The following is a 17,344-nucleotide window of genomic DNA, read 5'->3' on the forward strand; positions in this document are numbered from 1 at the left end:
TCTCAGGAATATCCATAATCGCGTAAAATCCGATGAGCAATACACGCATTATGCATATTAAATCACCAAGTTTCATACCCTCGATCATTTAACACAGGTGGTCTGCGGTGTTAAATATTTACCACTCACTAAGTGCAGACATGCTAAAAGTTTGCCCTTGAAAATTAAGAATAACGTGTTGTTGCTCTATGTGTTCGATGCGCACTTTGTCGTCAATCATGTCGCCTTCGCGCAGCCTTCTGCCGTTAACTTCCACCCAACGTTCCTGCTCTGACGACGCATACATATGCATCGAAAATATCATAGGGGGCAGTCGCGTGAGCACCCAGGCAGGAAGCTGGTCGATACGAGGGGTATCTTCGTTCTTCGTTTGTGTAGCGGTAAAAGGCTTATCCGGTTCGTTGTCCAATTCAGTGATTGCTTTTTCAAAGCGTCTCATCAGATCAGCAGAAATTTGCGGACGGGGTTCGGAAATCTTTATGTTTGTCGCTTCATTATCCTTCGCTGTACTTGCAATTTTGGCCGGTTCTATTTCCACCGGCAGCGAGTTTGCTTCGCTGGGCAATGCTGCGTCAACCTGTTGTAACGCATCTTTCGGCACTGGCAGTACTGATTTTGCTGGCACCGCTTGCTCGGATGCACCGACTACACGACTTTCACTTTTAGACTTGCTACTCTGCACGTCGCTAGCAGTCATCTTGTGTTGTGGCCCATCAAATTTAGCCAGCCAAGTGGGTGCAATGGCTGCCCCCCAACCTAATACTAACCCCACACATATCACCACAAAACCTAGCACCACAGGCTTAGCATAATATTGCCAACGAGAAGGCAGCGCTTGTACTGAGGGTAAGAACAAACTGCGATTAAACTGATCTGATACAGCGACATCGGCTCCATGTGCGCCTAAGCGATCACTTTCTAACAATTTTTGCGTCTGTGACTTTTGTACTCTCGGTTGATCGATTCCCACGGTTTGCGCAGGGTCGATTTCTACCTGTTGCACTCCCATCTCCCCCAACCCAGCGACCATTTCAATACTGGTCACTAACCCAGATTTACGAATTTTAATCGGACCATTTTGTTTAGTAATTTTGACAATCACCATGCCAGGCAACAGGTCGCCTATGTTCACGATATTATCCATACCAACTGCCTCCCAAAAAACCTAGACCTAAGGCAATAACAAACAGGGAGATGAATATCAGCGTTCGACGCTTACCTCGTCGCTGAACAACGACATCTGTGCCCAAGATTTGCTCTGCGGCAGCATAAAAAATATGCTTTTGTACAACCGGGGCTTGTTTAGTGAAGGTTAATGTTAGTGCGCGGTCGCAAAGTAAATTAATCACTCTGGGAATACCGCCTGTCACTTGATATACAGCGCCTAATGCACCAGAGCTGAAAACACTGCTATCGCCATTCGCCACACCTAAACGATGATGAATGTAGGCTTTGACTTCAACCGCACTAAGGGGCAATAAATGATAGCGGGCTGTTATCCGCTGGGCCAATTGACGTAATTCATTGCGTTTAAGTAACTGCTGCAATTCGGGCTGACCGATCAATACAACTTTAAGCAGCTTTTCACGATTGGTCTCAAGATTGGTCAACAAACGCAGCTGTTCAAGTACCTCGGGTAATAAATGCTGGGCTTCATCCACAATTAAAATCGTATTCAGCCCACCATTATGGTTTGTAGCTAGTTTATTGAGAATTAAATCCGTGAAGTATTTAAGACTGGCGCGCTCATAATGATATTTAATACTCAGCTCATCACAAATAGTGGCTAACAGTTCAATGGCTGATAAGGTCGGGTTAAGCACCATAGCCACTTGGGTATTATCAGGAAGTTGCTGCATTAATTTACGCGAGACCGTGGTCTTTCCTGTCCCGACTTCGCCGGTCAACATCACAAAACCGCCACTTTCACGCAAACCAAACGTAAGGTGTGCTAAAGCCTCTTTATGCCTAGGGCTCATATATAAGTACGCAGGATTAGGCGCAATGGAAAACGGATTATCTGAAAGTCCGAAATAATTAAGATACATAACAGCGCTTCTAATAGCAGGTTGAGGATAAGCGGAAGATAAACTAACCACTTCAGCGAAACTTGTCAAAGATATGCCCGGCTTTAGTGAAACAGCGTATGTCCTAACGCTTTGAAGCTACTTAGATTTTCTATTTTTGACTGGTGTAAATCCATCAACAAAAGAAAATTAACCACGATTAGGAATTTTTGCTACTGACATAAATCAGGCATAATGGGCTGATTTTTCAAATTAAGGTATGTATGCAGGTATATTTAGTCGGCGGTGCGGTACGTGATCAACTGCTCAAACGCCCAGTACAAGATAAAGACTGGGTTGTGGTCGGTGCCAGCGAAGCAGATATGCTCGCCAAAGGGTATCAGCAGGTAGGTAAAGATTTTCCGGTATTTTTGCACCCAAAAACCCAACAAGAATATGCCTTGGCGCGCACTGAACGTAAAGTCGGCCAAGGCTACACTGGTTTTGAATGTGATACATCCACCAGTGTCACCCTTGAGCAAGATTTGCTGCGCCGAGATCTAACGGTGAATGCCATGGCAATGGATGATAATGGCCGTATTATCGATCCGTTTAATGGTCAGCGGGATCTCGCTCAACGCATTTTACGCCACGTATCAGATGCATTTATCGAAGACCCGCTGCGGGTATTGCGTGTTGCCCGCTTCGCTGCGCGCTACGCCGATTATGGTTTTACCATTGCACCTGACACCCAAGCTCTGATGAGTCACATCAGTCAATCCGGTGAGTTAACTAATTTAAGCCCAGAACGTGTGTGGGTTGAAACCGCCAAAAGCCTACTTGAAGACAGCCCGCAAGTGTATTTTGAAACGTTGCGCAAATGCGCAGCGCTCAAGGTGTGGTTTGCGGAACTCGATTGTCTATGGGGGATCCCAAACCCAGCAAAATGGCACCCAGAAATCGATACCGGTATTCATAGTATGATGGTGTTGGAACAATCGGTACGCGTATCCAATAAACTCAGTGTGCGTTTTGCCGCCTTGGTACACGACTTAGGTAAAGGCTTAACGGATCCAGACCAATGGCCGTCTCATCGGGGACATGAAAAACTCGGTTTGGCGCCGATCAACACCCTTTGTGCGCGTTTAAAAGTGCCAAACGAGTGCCGAGACCTCGCCCTCTTAATGAGCGAATTTCACAGCCATGTTCACCACGCGTTTAAATTAAAGCCCTCGACCATTAACGACTTACTAGACAGTTGTGACGTATGGCGTAAACCTGAACGCTTTGCCGATTTGCTACTTGCTTGCACAGCAGATGCCAAAGGAAGAACAGGTTTTGAAGATAGCCCCTACCCTAACGCTGATTATATTTGGCAAACTTATTTAGCCGCCAAAAAAGTCGACGTGCAGGAAATTGTACATGCGGGCTATAAAGGCGCTGAAATAAAACAGCAACTCAGACAAAAACGCATTCATGCTATCGCCGCAAACGTGGCATAATAGCGGTCCGCTTTTTGTAGCATTCAAATCATAAACAGACTCAAACAAGGCTTACCATGTTATCCACCACGCAATTAAACACTATGCTGAGATTACAAGACGGCATGAATCGTAAAGTGAACCCTGATTGGCTAGGCGCGAATTATGCGTATTTGCGTGCTGCTATGATTGAATCAGTGGAAGGCATTGAGCATCACGGCTGGAAGTGGTGGAAAGCCCAACACAAAGATTTACCTCAGCTACAAATGGAATTAGTCGATATTTGGCATTTTGCCTTGTCGGCGATTATCATACAATTTGACGGTGACATAGAGCAATCGGCTAACACTATTGCTCAACAGCTTGCTTCGGGCACCAGCCAGGTAACATTTGACGGTAAAGATTACACGTTCACCAACCTGGATATAGTCGATAATTTACAGCTAATGGCCGGCTTATGTGCCGCAAACCGTTTTGATGTGCCTCTGTTTATAACAATTGTTGAGCAAGCCCAAATGAATGCTGATGAGTTATATCGCCAGTACGTGGGAAAGAACGTTTTAAACTTCTTCCGTCAGGACAATGGCTACAAAGAAGGCAGTTATCAAAAATTGTGGAACGGTCGTGAAGACAATGAACACCTCGTTGATGTGTTAAATACTTTAGACATCGCTGTGCCTGACTACAGCGACAAAGTGTATCAAGGTTTGCAGCAACGCTACCCAACGAACTAAACTCGTATATTGCCTTGGGCATCTCGGGGGCGAAACCACGTGTTAACGCTCCCATTATATTAAGTACAACTTTAAGAAGCATAAAAACGCCATGTTTGAGCAACTAGATCTAGATGATGAACTTTGCCGCGCTGTCGCCGAATTAGGCTACATCGAACCCACCAGTATTCAGCAGTTGGTTATTCCAGCCGCGATGGAAGGCAAAGACATTCTGGCCTCAGCCCCTACGGGCACAGGCAAAACTGCAGCATTTTTGCTGCCAGTTTGCCAATTTATATTGGATTACCCTCGCCGAGGGATCGGCTCGACCCGAATTTTGATATTAACGCCCACTCGGGAACTCGCTCAGCAAGTTTACCAGCAAGCGTTAGAGCTAAGTAAATACACAGACATCGTTTGCGGCGTGATCACAGGCGGTATCAACTACGGTACCGACAGAGATACCTTGGAGAGAAACCTCGACATTTTAGTTGCCACCCCTGGACGTTTGTTTGAGCATATAGAGCAAGAAAGTTTCGATTGTCGCGATATCGAATGTTTGATTTTGGACGAAGCCGATCGCATGCTCGACATGGGATTTTCGTCTATCGTCAATCAAATATCTGCCGAGGCTCGCTGGCGTAAACAGAGTATGTTGTTCTCAGCCACACTTGAAGGCGCCGGTATTAGCCGTTTTGCTAAAGACATTCTCAATGAACCTGTAGAACTTGAGGCGGCTCCTAGTCGTAAAGAACAAGGTAAAATCCATCAATGGCTGCACCTTGCTGACGATGCCAAGCACAAATATGCCTTGCTTAAACATATTCTGACCCATCAAGCTGAATCAGCCGTGGTGTTTGTGAAAACTCGGGATCGTCTAAACGAGTTGAAGCAAATTTTAGAGCGCGATGGCTTCACTGTCTGTTGGCTACAAGGCGAAATGCCGCAAGATAAACGCAATTTATCGATGGCTAAATTTCGCTCAGGTGAAGTGAAGATACTTATTGCTACTGATGTTGCCGCACGGGGAATTGATGTGGAAAACATCAGTCACGTTATTAACTACGACATGCCTCGCACTGCAGACATTTATGTACACCGTATAGGCCGTACTGGCCGGGCTGGCAATAAAGGGACGGCTATTTCAATTGTGGAAGCTCACGACATAGGGATTGTGCCTAAAATTGAACGTTACACCGATCAGCCGCTTAAACGCAGAGTCATCGATGAGCTTCGGCCAAAAAACAAAGAAGCAAAACCACCTGCCAAGAAAAAGATGAGCAATCGCGCGAAAAAGGCCGCGGGCAAAACAGTTAAAAAGAAAGTGAAGAAGAACAAGAATCCTAGTTAAACTTTTAACTTATTAGTCGTCGATTTTCTGCCATAAAAAAACCTGCAAACTGCAGGTTTTTTTTATGATTATGGAACAAACACGCTAACTCGGAACATCCTGCTGGGGCAATTCCAGTAGGGTAAATTGACTATCACGGTCGCCGGAGACTCGGACACTGCATCGCCCCCAACTTTCAGGGATATGCCACACGCTATCGGTCGCCACACTGTATAACTCTCGCTTGTTATGGCAACGTAACTCAACCGTATTTAGGTTGCCGCTGACGTTATTCAAGCTAAAAGCACTGCGGCTTAAGTCATGCCACCAATCACCATCTTGTTTAACTTTACCTGGGATCGAAATGACCTGTTGGCTTTTGAGCAGGTTTAACACCTTGATGACATAGGGCTCAAGTAAAGCAATATTTTCTTGGTTATTGGCTTGGGTTTCAACACGCTGGAAGGTGTCCAGTACATCAAGATATTGAGACTGGTTAAGCTGTAATACGAACATACGGTTTAACAGCAAAGGGTAAGCTTCTGCCCCCAAGTACTCACCATTATTGTCCGTCCTAATGATGTGTTTAACATATTTCAGCTCTTCCACACTGTCGTTTTGCGCCTTTGCAATATCTGCTCGTAGCAGCGAGTAAAAAGTGAACTCCATGCTATTGAGCAAACCTTTGTCTTTCATTTTTTCACTTAATTGAGTGGCTAACCCAAGATCATTTTTGTCTAACGCATCTCGTACTCCTTGATAGGCCCGTTTGAACTTGCGCCTTACCCCTTTATTTAACCCAGTTAATTTAAAGTCTAATTGAACTTTGTTATAGCATTGCTCAATTGGCTTACCATCAACATAGGCTGGGCTGTACTGCCACTCTTTGAGCGCATTCACTGCAGCCTTTTCAAATCCCTCCATACCGGTTGAATCAACGACCACTATATTATTCACACTGCCGTCGGTTCCCACTACAAAATTTAACTGCACCCAACCTTCAGCGCCTTTACGCGCCATGTTAGTTGGATATTTAGGGTGAACACGCTTTATTGGTTCAGGTAGCTTAGCTGATTCCAATAGTACAGCACTTGGCTCGTTTAATTCGATTGGCTGAGGCTGGGACTCAGTTGCACACAGCGTATGTCCAGAGCCTAAGCTTAGTGAAACAAGAAGAAGTGCATTGGCGGGAAAATTCATAAAGCGTCCTTGCGGTAATAAATGGGTTAACTTGAAAAAATAACCTTATCAAGACTAAATAATTTACCCAGCAACAGCAAGATGTATTTCTCAAATGAGAGAGCAAGTACCCCTATCAAAGACGAGTAAGGTACAATATCAATTATGTGTTGAAACAGGTAAAATTCGCCTAAACCTAATCAAATTGAAGAGCCACTCCCTTGTCACGCAAAATAGTATTAGCCACAGGCAATAAAGGCAAAGTTGCCGAGTTAAGCCAATTACTCAGCCCCCTTGATATTGATATCGTTCCACAAAGTGAATTTAACGTGCCGGATGTAGCTGAAACCGGCACCACCTTTGTCGAAAATGCAATTATCAAGGCGCGTCATGCCGCTAAAATTACTGGGCTACCTGCTATAGCCGACGACTCAGGTTTAGCGGTTGATGCATTGGACGGTGCGCCTGGCGTGTATTCAGCCCGTTATGCGGGCAGCCATGCCACCGATACTGACAACATCGATAAGCTACTTGAGGCATTAAAGGACGTGGCGCCCGCAGCCCGCCATGCCCGTTTTTTATGTGTGTTGGTCTATATGCGCAGTGCTGATGACCCTACCCCAATTATTTGCCAAGGTGAATGGCACGGAAAAATTACCACTCAGCGCACTGGCGACAGTGGTTTTGGTTACGATCCGGTATTTTGGGTGGAACAAAAACAGTGCACCTCAGCCCAGCTAAGCAAAGAGCAAAAAAATGCCTTGAGTCATCGTGGTCAAGCCCTTGATCAGCTATTGATCACGTTAAGCGCTGATTTTGATTAATTCACACAAGGGTGACGAAAACGCGTTGCACACCTCAATCAAAACACTCAGGCTGCCACCTGTTGCTTTGTATATCCATATCCCATGGTGCGTGCAAAAGTGTCCTTATTGTGATTTTAATTCCCACGGGCAGAAACAAAGTACCTTGCCAGAAGCGGAATACGTCAGTCATTTACTTGATGATTTAACTGAAGATGCCAAATTGATTGGCTCGCGCCTAGTTCACAGTATTTTTATCGGTGGTGGCACTCCGAGTTTATTTTCACCTGAGGCGATAGACCGATTACTGACTGGTGTGCGTCAGCGCGTTAATTTAGCCCATGACGCAGAAATTACCCTTGAGGCTAATCCTGGCACTGTGGAAAGTGGACGTTTCAATGGTTTTGCCAAAGCAGGTGTTAACCGAATATCCATAGGAGTGCAGAGCTTTCAGCAAGAAAAGCTTGAGCGACTAGGGCGTATTCACGATGAACAACAGGCGTTAAATGCCGCGGGTTATGCCCGAAATGCGGGCCTAAATAGCTTCAATTTAGATTTAATGCATGGCCTGCCAGAGCAATCCATTGACGATGCCTTATTTGATTTACGCCAAGGTATTGCGCAGCAACCACCCCATTTATCCTGGTATCAACTGACCATTGAGCCAAACACTCAGTTTCACTCTAAACCACCTACACTGCCTGAAGATGACATATTGTGGGACATACAAGAGCAAGGCCATGACATACTCACCGCGGCGGGGTACCAGCAATACGAAATTTCCGGTTACAGCTTGGCTGGTCAACAATGTCGGCATAATCTTAATTACTGGCGCTTTGGTGACTACTTAGGCATCGGCTGCGGTGCGCACGGCAAAGTGACCTTACCTGACTGCGGCCAGATAATACGTACGGTCAAGGTGAAACATCCCAAGGGTTATATGGATCTCACGCGTTCCTACCTGCATCAACGGCATAACGTGCAAGATGACGAACTTCCTTTTGAGTTCTTTATGAATCGTCTACGTTTGCTTGAACCTTGCCCTAAGCAAGAGTTTACCGACTTCACCGGGCTACTGCTGACAGCGCAAAGCCAATTAATGGCTAACCTAAACACGGCTCTCACCAAAGGCTTGTTAGCTGAAACCGATACCCATTGGCAGGTCACGCCTCTTGGTCGGCGTTACCTGAATTCATTATTGGAAATGCTGGTTTAGGGTGCATTCTACGTACATGAGCTAGAGGCAATCCGACGAATTATTGGATGTATAACACCAAACTTAAATATCCAGCCGCTTAGCGGCAAATTCATGGGCTGACGGTGATACATCCGTGCCTTGCCATACTCTTGCTAGGTTTTTCGCCGCGACTAACGTCGCGCCTGAACCAAAAAAGGGATCGATGACTGTGTCCCCTGCAACTGAACTTTGACTGATCAACTTTTCAATCAGTGGCACTGGCTTTTCGGTGGGGTAACTCCGCCAAACGCGTTTTTCTTGCAACACATCAGGCATACCTAAATCGTGCAATTTACGTTTACCTTTTTCGAAAAACAAAATAAATTCATAGCGCGCTCGGTAGTGATATCCCATGCCGATAGCACACTTGTCCCACACCAAAGGCTTCCAAAACTTAAAGCCAGCCGCTTCGGCTAGGGGCTTTACCACAAACATGGTTTCTTGATCACAAAACAAATAAAAATGACTATTGGTTTTTAACACGCGATAAATTTCTGCAAATAACTCAGTGAATCGGGCATTAGGGAAAATAGCAAACCATTCATTACTCGATGATTTACTGTGCTTTAATCGCGTCGTTGTACCTTTTGCCCTGTGCTTTTCTAACGATTCGTAAGGGGGATCCGTTATCACTAAATTAACGCTATCGCTAGGTAAGCTTCGTAGCCATTCAATGGCATCTTGGTCAAATAAACTCATGGATTAATGCTTAGGTCTGAGGGCAAAACGGCGCATATACTAGCAGCGTAGTCACACGAACCCCAGCGTTAATACAAGATAAAACCACGAATAGAAAATCAGTGGGAATGGGATTGTGCGCTACTTACCACATCGTATTTCGTTAACTGGGGAATGTCTTGACGTAAACGGTTTTCAACCCGATCTAGACGTTTAAATTCATTGCAGAACCAATGGGCCTTTTGTTGCAGAGTCTGACTTTTAGGTGAGAATTTTTCTTCTACAGTAGAGCCGATCGTGTCAATTTTTTCCGCAAGTTTGGCGATTTTCTCTTCGGTGCTGGTACTTTCGGAAACCAAGCCTCCAATTGCCGATAATATCCCACCTAATGAGGTGTTCATGGCTTCTTCGATTTGCTCTTCGAGCTCACGATCAACAAGATCGTCGACGTTTTCGAGTGTGCCAGGGCCCATATAAAAGCTGCTACCCGCATGGATGAATTTCTCTTTGACCCGAGATTGTACTCGAGCAAGAGATGAGCGTAGCTTTTCGTAACTTTCGTGTTCTTCTCCCACTAAGCCGATATACACATGCTCAACGGTTTCAATGGCTAACTCAACGCCCTCGCTGGCAAGTAAGATCATCTTAGGCACAACGTGATGCACACCATCGGCAAGTTCTTTCAGTTCAGCTTGTTGTTTAGGGGAAAGCGACACCCATTGCCCCTGCACAATAAGTTGATTGTCTTGGTTAATTTGGTAAACGGTACGACTATTATCGATCACTCGGATCTGATCATTCGTCACCACCAAACCATAGTTTAACTCAACATCACACTTATAATCGGCTTTGACATTGGCTACATAAAAGCACAGAAAAATTAACCACAAAAAACGCATATCGTATCGCTAACGTAAAAAGACATGGATATTCTGACCATTAAGTCTAGGTTTTGAAAGCACGATACGATAATCGAATTAAAATATAGGTTAATCGACTGTTCGCACCAGCCGAGTGTAAACAAATAGACGTTTTTCTTTCAGAGCATTACTGCTGTTAAAAAAAGCCACCACCCAAGCTCGATTCGCATCCGTCACCGCAGGGGTTGATGTCCAATAATCGTCTGATAACGTACTAGGGAAAACTGTTTCGTTAATCGCCGGACGCACACAAGCACGCTCGGTTAATGTAGCCAACTCTTTTAGATTCGGAACCCGCCAGCCGCTTTTGCCGGCGAACGTATAGCCATGTGCCTCATCTAGCGCTTGCTGCCAATTCAATTCATCGCCTTCACCAATGCAATCGTTGTTACTGTATGTTTGACCAAGGCTACAACGCATCCACATTAGGCCACTTTCAGTGTGTGTAGCCGTACCATCGGTATTGACCACAAATTGCTCTGCACTTGCTGTTTCCGTAACATCATCTAGGCAGGTTTGCGCACTCGCATTGAGGCTAAGTAAGGCTAAAATAACTAACTTTTTCATATCATCGTCCTGCTCTGACTAAGCGTACATTGACTGCTGTAGATTTATTTAGGAAGTTATCGTTACCGGAAGCAAAATCAATCGCCCAAGCATTTTGCGCAGCTTCGTCGGTACCATCGACACTGGCTTGAGACGTCCAGTACCATAAGATGCTCGTTGAGCCGTTATCCGAATAAGGGAAATAGTCCGTGTCCAGCATAGGGCTAGTCGACTTACCAAGGTGGACTATGGACAACAGCTCATTATGACTTGGCAGTTTCCAGTCATAAAAACCACATAATCCTTGGGCATTGACCGCCTCTACGAAGTCCTCTGTGTTGCAATCACTTAAGGAACAGCTTGGCGTGGCAGGATTCAATGGCCCACTATAACCACCATTATTTTCTTGTGCATACCAACTATAGGTGTGCCGACGACCATGTAAGTCACCGTTGGTGGTTTTTATTTCCCATACCAAACCCGTCACGTTGTCACGCACACAGCGCCAAGGTTGACTCACATCATCGACCTCATCACCTATGTCATCTAAACGGGTGAAATCAAACCCTCCTTCACCCCGTCCCGCTTTGGTCAACATATTGTTACTGGCGATAATATCTCGGCCTCGTTGACCGTCTTGTCCGGGGTAATCTGCTTGGTGAGAACTGTTGATTGCGTTACTGCTGCCCTGGCGTGTTACCCCAGTGTCATTAAGCAGACTGCGGGGAAATGGCTTAACCGTCACTGAAATGCTGTCATCAACTTCATTGTTGTTCGCATCCGTCACTTTCAACGTAAAGGTTAACACTTGGGTACTATTGACCATAGGCGCGACCGCAAAGGTTTGTAACACGTTGGCATTGTTGATCTTAGGTTCAAGTAGTGAATCATTTAGCCATAAATACGTCAGTGGTTTAGCCGACGGTATCGCTGTATCAGCGACCCCAGACAATAAAATACTCTCTCCTGAAAACACCTGATGGTCGACACCGGCGTCTGCTGTGGGGACATTATTTCTGGCGCTTAAAATAGTCACGGTCAACTCTTGGGTATCTGTGGCTCCTTCCTGATCCGTTACCGTTAGCTCGAAGGTTAAATTATTGTCTTCATCTAGGATAGGCGTCGTAAAGGTAATACTGCTTGCGTCTCTGCTAACACCGGCTAATACATCAGCCCCGGCAAGTTGTTGCCATTGAAACGCGGCAATGGGGTCACTCACATCCGCAGCATCGGCATCAGTACTCGTGCTGCCATCAAGGGTCACTTCCATACTTGCTGGAAATACCTTGTTGGCAAAACCATCGATGGGTGGATAAGAAATCAATGCGTTTGGTTGGGTGTTTAAGGCGAGTACGTTGACCTCTAGACTGTCTGAGCCAACATTGCCATTGCCATCAGTGGCTTGCAATGTAAGACGAAAGGTCAAGGTACCACTGGTAGTCGGCGCGATAAAAGAGGCGACTCCAGATGTTGTATCAGCATGGGTAATAACAAGTGTTGGTGACGCTGACCAAGCATAAGTCAGCTCGTCCGTGGTTCCCACTGCATCACCTTGCAGGTTAACGCTAGTACCTTCGTTAACCGTTGAGCCTGGGCCGGCATTAACAATCACTCTTGGTGTATTATCGGTGCTCGAATCTGAAGAACCACCGCCGCCACAAGCGGTTAAAAATAAGCTAGTGAATAAAACTAACAAGCAAAACGAAGTGAAATCATTTGATATTTTACGCATATATTTACTAACCAATGTCGGTGTCATATTACTGCTCGATGACGAAGTGATTTTGCTTAACTAACGACAATGTAAGCAGAATTCATACCACTAACTAACGATATAAAAGATCACAGGCAGGACTATTGCGGTCAACACACCATTGATACATAAGCCTAAGGTTGCGAATGCCCCGACTTTTTGACTCATCTGAAACCCTTGTGCAGTACCTATGGCGTGGGCTACTGTGCCAAGGGCAAGACCTTGTGCTTGGGGTGAGGTGATACGCAGCAAACGATAAATACTGGAGGCAAATACGGCCCCAACAATACCGGTGAAAATAACGATCACTACTGCAAGCCCAGGTATACCGCCAATATGTTGACTCGTTTCAATTGCCAGGGGCGTCGTAATTGACTTGGTCAGTAAACTTAGCTTGACGCCCGCTTCCATGGGCAAAAAGTACACCACCAATAACGCTAATATCGGCGCTAACAAACCACCGATAACGATAGGTAATAACACCCCCACGCCGTTTTGCTTGACACTGCTAAGTTGAGAATACAAAGGGATCGCCAAAGCAACGGTAGCGGGCCCCAACAACCAGGTTAACAGCCCTGTTTTAGCCTGATAACCTTCAACACTCACACCGGTATAAAATAAAATGACCGCTAATATAGCAATACAAAAAACCATAGGATGAAATATCGGGCGGCTGCCAAGACGTCGGAATATAAAAAGTGAGGCTAAGTAGACTGCCAGTGTGATGGCACACCAGAACACGGCTGATAATACCGCATTACTGCTAGCGCTTAACATGTTCATTATCGGTATTCGCGTGAGCGTGATTTTGCCACTGACGCTGACAAATCCAAGCTGTCACTCCCAGACTAACAAGAGTGCTGAGCATGATACTTAAGACTAACCACAGTAGATTGTCTGCCAGTTTTTCGGCAAATAATAAGATGCCCATAGTCGCTGGTACAAATAATATCAGCATATGGCCTAAGACAAATTGCGACACCCGTAACAGCGCACTAGGAATGCGCTTAAGCCAAACTAAGCCCAATAAAAGCAGCAATAATCCCAACAAAGACGCTGGTAAGGGAATGAACGGACTCAGGCCTAAACCCGCCCCCCAAAACCCGACCAGAGTAGTCAGCGCAAGTGCATATTTCAACCACAACATCTAACGCCTCTCAGACCAAAACATTACTTGGCATATTGTTGATAGCCCTAGCGTAAACCCACATTAGGAGCCTGTTTTAATATCTTCTAAATGGTATTTATCGATCAGCGAGTAAAGCGTGGGACGCGTTACACCAAGCAGTTCAGCGGTGCGCGACATATTGCGCTCGGCAACCTGAAAGGCGTGGCGGATCGCTCTGCTTTCAGCCTCTTCACGTACTTCACGCAAATTTAGAGTGGTAATCGTGCTTTGATTTTCATCTAGGCGCAAGCCCAAATCATCTGGCTGGATATAAGCTGACTCAGCCATGATCACGGCAGATTTAAGCTTGTTCTGCAATTCACGAATATTGCCTGGCCAACGATGTTGCAACATTGCTTGGATCGCACTATCGCTAAATCCCTTCACCTTGGTTTTGAAGTCTTCGTTGTACTGGTTTAGAAAGGTCTTCCCCAGTAAAATCACATCATTACCACGGTCGCGTAAAGGGGGAATTAAAATATTAATTTCACCGATGCGGTAATATAAATCTTCCCGGAAGGTTTCCTCTGCCACCATGGCATTTAAATCACGGTGCGTGGCACAGATAACACGAATATCCACCGGAATTTCTGAGCGTCCGCCGACCCGCTCTATTACGCGCTCTTGTAAAAAACGCAGCATTTTTGCTTGTAACCCTACAGGCATATCACCGATTTCATCGAGAAATAAGGTTCCGCCTTGAGCACTTTCAATTTTACCAGGAGTGGTTTTATTCGCTCCAGTAAAGGCCCCTTTTTCATAACCAAACAATTCACTTTCGAGCAAATTTTCAGGAATAGACGCACAGTTAATGGCGATAAAGGCCTTGTTTTTACGCAAACTATGTTCATGAATACTACGGGCAAACACTTCCTTACCTGTGCCACTTTCACCGAGCAGTAAGGTACTGATATCCGTTTGAGCGATACGTTCAGCCTTTTTACTGACCGCTAATATTTGCTCGCTGTTACCAATAACTCGGTCCATCGAAGGGGCGACCGCCGACAGATGACGATTTTCTTGCTCTAAATCGTAAAGTTGGGCAGCTCTGCTGACCAATATCTGAATGGTATCTGAATCAATTGGTTTCTGATAGAAATCGTATGCACCAAGCTGAATGGCTTTTAACGCATTCACTTTATCGTTGTTACCCGTCACCACTATCACTTTGGTATTGGGTGAGAGTGCCAATATTTCTTGCAAGGCAGCTAGGCCTTCCGTCGCGTTTGCAGGATCAGGTGGTAAGCCTAAGTCTAAGGTAATAACCTTGGGTTCATGGCGGCGCAATTGCGTAATCGCCGAAGCACGATCGTCAGCAAACACCACGTCATACCCAGTAAAACTCCACTTCAGTTGCTTTTGAATGCCTAAGTCGTCATCGACTACTAAAATCTTATCCATGTATATGTCCTTGCAACTTATGCTATTAGTCAGCGGGAATATTCAAAGTAAAGACTGTACCAACATTCTCTTCACTTTGAACATATAAAAATCCACCTATTTTTTCTAAAAATGCCTTAGCATCGTAAGCGCCTATTCCCATACCAGCATTGCCTTTGGTGGTATCAAAAGGCGTAAACAAGCGCTGCTGAATAAAGCTTTTACTCATACCTGAACCATTGTCTGAAATGGTCACCACCATTTGCGCACTTTGCGGCGCATGGCTTAACTCAACTCGAACAAACCCATCATCGGCCGTGGCTTGTTGGGCATTGCTGATTAAGTGATACATAACGTTGGCGAACTTATCTTGATCAAGCACCACATCGGTTTCACTGCTCACGGTTAATTCAACCTGTGGCAACTGCGTTGCACAGCGCTGATTAATGACACTCTCAATACATTGAGACAGGCAACATAAACTCTGATGACTCGCCGGCTCGGCGTTTTTTTCAGATAGCTGGCGCAACATTTTGTCCATACGGGCTTTGGTGTGGTGTAAGGTCTCAAATGTGTCATCGATAAACTCAGGATTGTCTTTGTGTTGCTCAGCGTTACACAAAATCAGATCAATTTGCGCTAATACGTTTTTCAAATCGTGTAATACAAACGCAGACATGCGGGTAAACGCCGCAAATTGGGCATTTTCAGCGACTTCTTTAGCCGCTTCGTGGTGAAACAAAAAATTAGTCACTTGGGCAGTTACAGCCGTTAAGTAATCACGTAATTCCCAATTTAAACTGCGAGGTTTTTCTTTGGTGTTGGTCATCAGTACCAAACCCCAAAAGGTCTCTCCTCGATAGATAGGTAACACCAATTGGAAGGTAACTTTGTCCAGCGTCGCGTGATTAACCTTTAATCCTTCGTAAACAAAAGGCTTGCTACGTAATTCTGCAATATCAATTATCCAGTTTTTCTGCTGAAAAAAATCAAAGAATTGCTGAATCACAACCAATTGCTCTGCACATAATGGTTCAGCTTCTTGGTCGGCGAGATATTCCACTTGATTGTCCACGCGCTTGATCAACAAACCTGACTGATAACCCATTGCCTGAAGGAATGCATTGAGAATAGTTTGATAAACGGTTTGGCCTGGTCGGGTGTTCTCTAACGATTGAGTTAACTTGACCCACTCATGACGATAATCAAACTGATTAGCAAAAAAGTGCTTAGTGATAAACACTTTGACCTTAGTGCGAAAGCTTGCGGATAAAAACAAGGTGGCCAGCAAGGCTAAAGACAAAAAAATCAGAATGATCTGAATCGTTGCGCTCCACTGCCCGCCAAAATATTTCACCACATAACCGATAAGTGACATAACGAACAGGTAACACCCAGCTACCACCAGCAACGAGCTGTGCAACACCACTTCCCTGCTGACGAAAATGTCGACACCCCAATGCTGCACCCGGCGAATGGCCAACACCAAAAACGGGATCAATGCTGTATAAATAAAACCTCGGGCAGCGATGTACGTCAGGTCGAGTTGTTCAACCATCAGGGCATTGGCAAAGGTCACAAATTCAAATAGGTTGGTCGCACCAAGGTACAAAATAAGTGGCTTGAACGCCCAGCGATTCTCCCCCGCTTGTCGATAGATGACCTCCAGAAGTATCAAGACTTGCAAAGCCAACAAAGTTTGTATCAGAAATAACCAACTGTCGTTTAAGTCTAAATACAAGGGTACAACTAACGCGATGATAGGCAGGGCTAAAATTAACCAAGTCTCGGGGCGTTTTAACACACCCACCAGACTGGTAAAATTGTCTTTTAAGCAGGCTGCCAGAAAAAGCAGCCAGAAAAATTGCTTGATGTTATCGAATATAACTAAGCGTTCAACTGTCAGTTCACCAATAAAAAACGGTGATAAAGACCACACGCATGTAGCAGCCGTAGCTAATATCAACAAATATTTAGCTAACCCCGATTTACGGGACGTTAGCAATAACAACAGCAACAGCGCGTAACCTAAAGCGCTGGCTGCGTATCCCCAAACTGCTAGCATAATGATGTTGTCCTCGAAATTGGTATCATTCCGTTTTTATGCTAATGGCGTAAAAAGCCATCGCCTTTTACGGTAAACGCCTGTC

16 protein-coding genes are annotated in these 17,344 nt (G+C 45.2%); 5 read left to right on the forward strand and 11 right to left on the reverse strand.

The genetic code is table 11. The features are described 5' to 3' along the window. Nucleotides 1-118: 118 nt before the first annotated feature. Both GPLA_RS19720 and GPLA_RS19725 read right to left on the reverse strand, forming a co-directional pair. Nucleotides 119-1,144, reverse strand: a complete 1,026-nt coding sequence (locus tag GPLA_RS19720; protein ID WP_007106766.1) for a general secretion pathway protein GspB — start codon at nucleotides 1,142-1,144, stop codon at nucleotides 119-121. Next, complete coding sequence (locus GPLA_RS19725; RefSeq protein WP_040515495.1) at nucleotides 1,137-2,048, reverse strand: ExeA family protein; 912 nt, start codon at nucleotides 2,046-2,048, stop codon at nucleotides 1,137-1,139. Before GPLA_RS19725 ends, GPLA_RS19720 begins: the two co-directional genes overlap by 8 nt. 242 nt (nucleotides 2,049-2,290) lie before the next feature. Between GPLA_RS19725 and GPLA_RS19730 the strand changes: the two genes are divergently transcribed. The 3 genes from GPLA_RS19730 (at nucleotide 2,291) to srmB (ending at nucleotide 5,551) form a co-directional block, all read left to right on the forward strand. Next, a complete protein-coding gene (locus tag GPLA_RS19730; RefSeq protein ID WP_007106768.1) occupies nucleotides 2,291-3,508 on the forward strand; it encodes a multifunctional CCA addition/repair protein in 1,218 nt (405 codons plus the stop codon). Between the two features lie 56 nt (nucleotides 3,509-3,564). Further along, on the forward strand, nucleotides 3,565-4,221 hold the full coding sequence (locus tag GPLA_RS19735; protein ID WP_007106769.1) for a dUTP diphosphatase: 657 nt from the start codon (nucleotides 3,565-3,567) through the stop codon (nucleotides 4,219-4,221). A gap of 91 nt (nucleotides 4,222-4,312) precedes the next feature. After that, nucleotides 4,313-5,551 (forward strand): ATP-dependent RNA helicase SrmB, encoded by a 1,239-nt coding sequence (srmB, locus tag GPLA_RS19740; protein WP_007106770.1) that lies wholly within the window; start codon nucleotides 4,313-4,315, stop codon nucleotides 5,549-5,551. An 84-nt stretch (nucleotides 5,552-5,635) separates the two neighbouring features. On the opposite strand, the gene GPLA_RS19745 is transcribed toward srmB, so the two are convergent. Then, nucleotides 5,636-6,730, reverse strand: a complete 1,095-nt coding sequence (locus tag GPLA_RS19745) for an energy transducer TonB (RefSeq protein ID WP_007106771.1) — start codon at nucleotides 6,728-6,730, stop codon at nucleotides 5,636-5,638. A gap of 200 nt (nucleotides 6,731-6,930) precedes the next feature. Between GPLA_RS19745 and GPLA_RS19750 the strand changes: the two genes are divergently transcribed. Together GPLA_RS19750 and hemW are read left to right on the forward strand one after the other, a co-directional pair. Then, the gene (locus GPLA_RS19750) at nucleotides 6,931-7,533 is read left to right on the forward strand and encodes an XTP/dITP diphosphatase (protein WP_007106772.1); all 603 of its coding nucleotides are present in this window, start codon (nucleotides 6,931-6,933) and stop codon (nucleotides 7,531-7,533) included. Further along, a complete protein-coding gene (gene hemW, locus GPLA_RS19755; RefSeq protein WP_007106773.1) occupies nucleotides 7,526-8,728 on the forward strand; it encodes a radical SAM family heme chaperone HemW in 1,203 nt (400 codons plus the stop codon). The genes GPLA_RS19750 and hemW overlap by 8 nt, the downstream gene beginning before the upstream one ends. Nucleotides 8,729-8,791: 63 nt before the next feature. On the opposite strand, the gene GPLA_RS19760 is transcribed toward hemW, so the two are convergent. The 8 genes from GPLA_RS19760 to prsK all read right to left on the reverse strand — a co-directional run bounded on the left by GPLA_RS19760 (nucleotide 8,792) and on the right by prsK (nucleotide 17,259). Continuing rightward, on the reverse strand, nucleotides 8,792-9,448 hold the full coding sequence (locus GPLA_RS19760; protein WP_007106774.1) for a DNA-methyltransferase: 657 nt from the start codon (nucleotides 9,446-9,448) through the stop codon (nucleotides 8,792-8,794). A 98-nt stretch (nucleotides 9,449-9,546) separates the two neighbouring features. Beyond that, the gene (locus tag GPLA_RS19765; RefSeq protein WP_007106775.1) at nucleotides 9,547-10,326 is read right to left on the reverse strand and encodes a YggN family protein; all 780 of its coding nucleotides are present in this window, start codon (nucleotides 10,324-10,326) and stop codon (nucleotides 9,547-9,549) included. 90 nt (nucleotides 10,327-10,416) lie between these two features. Beyond that, nucleotides 10,417-10,914 (reverse strand): Lcl C-terminal domain-containing protein, encoded by a 498-nt coding sequence (locus tag GPLA_RS19770; RefSeq protein ID WP_007106776.1) that lies wholly within the window; start codon nucleotides 10,912-10,914, stop codon nucleotides 10,417-10,419. A gap of 1 nt (nucleotide 10,915) precedes the next feature. Then, nucleotides 10,916-12,625, reverse strand: coding sequence for an Lcl C-terminal domain-containing protein (locus GPLA_RS19775; RefSeq protein WP_040515503.1), 1,710 nt, complete (start codon nucleotides 12,623-12,625; stop codon nucleotides 10,916-10,918). 90 nt (nucleotides 12,626-12,715) lie between these two features. Next, nucleotides 12,716-13,429, reverse strand: a complete 714-nt coding sequence (locus GPLA_RS19780) for an LrgB family protein (RefSeq protein ID WP_226993166.1) — start codon at nucleotides 13,427-13,429, stop codon at nucleotides 12,716-12,718. Beyond that, the gene (locus GPLA_RS19785) at nucleotides 13,410-13,793 is read right to left on the reverse strand and encodes a CidA/LrgA family protein (RefSeq protein WP_007106779.1); all 384 of its coding nucleotides are present in this window, start codon (nucleotides 13,791-13,793) and stop codon (nucleotides 13,410-13,412) included. Before GPLA_RS19785 ends, GPLA_RS19780 begins: the two co-directional genes overlap by 20 nt. A gap of 63 nt (nucleotides 13,794-13,856) precedes the next feature. Continuing rightward, on the reverse strand, nucleotides 13,857-15,215 hold the full coding sequence (gene prsR / locus GPLA_RS19790) for a PEP-CTERM-box response regulator transcription factor (RefSeq protein ID WP_007106780.1): 1,359 nt from the start codon (nucleotides 15,213-15,215) through the stop codon (nucleotides 13,857-13,859). 25 nt (nucleotides 15,216-15,240) lie between these two features. Continuing rightward, entirely contained in the window at nucleotides 15,241-17,259 is a 2,019-nt protein-coding gene (prsK, locus tag GPLA_RS19795) for an XrtA/PEP-CTERM system histidine kinase PrsK (RefSeq protein WP_007106781.1), read from the reverse strand. Between the last annotated feature and the right edge of the window lie 85 nt (nucleotides 17,260-17,344).

It is taken from the genome of Paraglaciecola polaris LMG 21857, assembly GCF_000315055.1.
Classification (GTDB): domain Bacteria; phylum Pseudomonadota; class Gammaproteobacteria; order Enterobacterales; family Alteromonadaceae; genus Paraglaciecola; species Paraglaciecola polaris.

Bases quoted from the DNA above. Each gene is read 5' to 3' on its own strand.
- GPLA_RS19745 (WP_007106771.1), bottom strand. From the start codon at position 6,730: ATGAATTTTCCCGCCAATGCACTTCTTCTTGTTTCACTAAGCTTAGGC.
- prsR (WP_007106780.1), bottom strand. From the start codon at position 15,215: ATGGATAAGATTTTAGTAGTCGATGACGACTTAGGCATTCAAAAGCAA.
- GPLA_RS19725 (WP_040515495.1), bottom strand. From the start codon at position 2,048: ATGTATCTTAATTATTTCGGACTTTCAGATAATCCGTTTTCCATTGCG.
- GPLA_RS19765 (WP_007106775.1), bottom strand. From the start codon at position 10,326: ATGCGTTTTTTGTGGTTAATTTTTCTGTGCTTTTATGTAGCCAATGTC.
- srmB (WP_007106770.1), top strand. From the start codon at position 4,313: ATGTTTGAGCAACTAGATCTAGATGATGAACTTTGCCGCGCTGTCGCC.
- GPLA_RS19775 (WP_040515503.1), bottom strand. From the start codon at position 12,625: ATGCGTAAAATATCAAATGATTTCACTTCGTTTTGCTTGTTAGTTTTA.
- GPLA_RS19730 (WP_007106768.1), top strand. From the start codon at position 2,291: ATGCAGGTATATTTAGTCGGCGGTGCGGTACGTGATCAACTGCTCAAA.
- GPLA_RS19720 (WP_007106766.1), bottom strand. From the start codon at position 1,144: ATGGATAATATCGTGAACATAGGCGACCTGTTGCCTGGCATGGTGATT.
- GPLA_RS19735 (WP_007106769.1), top strand. From the start codon at position 3,565: ATGTTATCCACCACGCAATTAAACACTATGCTGAGATTACAAGACGGC.
- GPLA_RS19760 (WP_007106774.1), bottom strand. From the start codon at position 9,448: ATGAGTTTATTTGACCAAGATGCCATTGAATGGCTACGAAGCTTACCT.
- GPLA_RS19770 (WP_007106776.1), bottom strand. From the start codon at position 10,914: ATGAAAAAGTTAGTTATTTTAGCCTTACTTAGCCTCAATGCGAGTGCG.
- prsK (WP_007106781.1), bottom strand. From the start codon at position 17,259: ATGCTAGCAGTTTGGGGATACGCAGCCAGCGCTTTAGGTTACGCGCTG.
- GPLA_RS19785 (WP_007106779.1), bottom strand. From the start codon at position 13,793: ATGTTGTGGTTGAAATATGCACTTGCGCTGACTACTCTGGTCGGGTTT.
- GPLA_RS19780 (WP_226993166.1), bottom strand. From the start codon at position 13,429: ATGAACATGTTAAGCGCTAGCAGTAATGCGGTATTATCAGCCGTGTTC.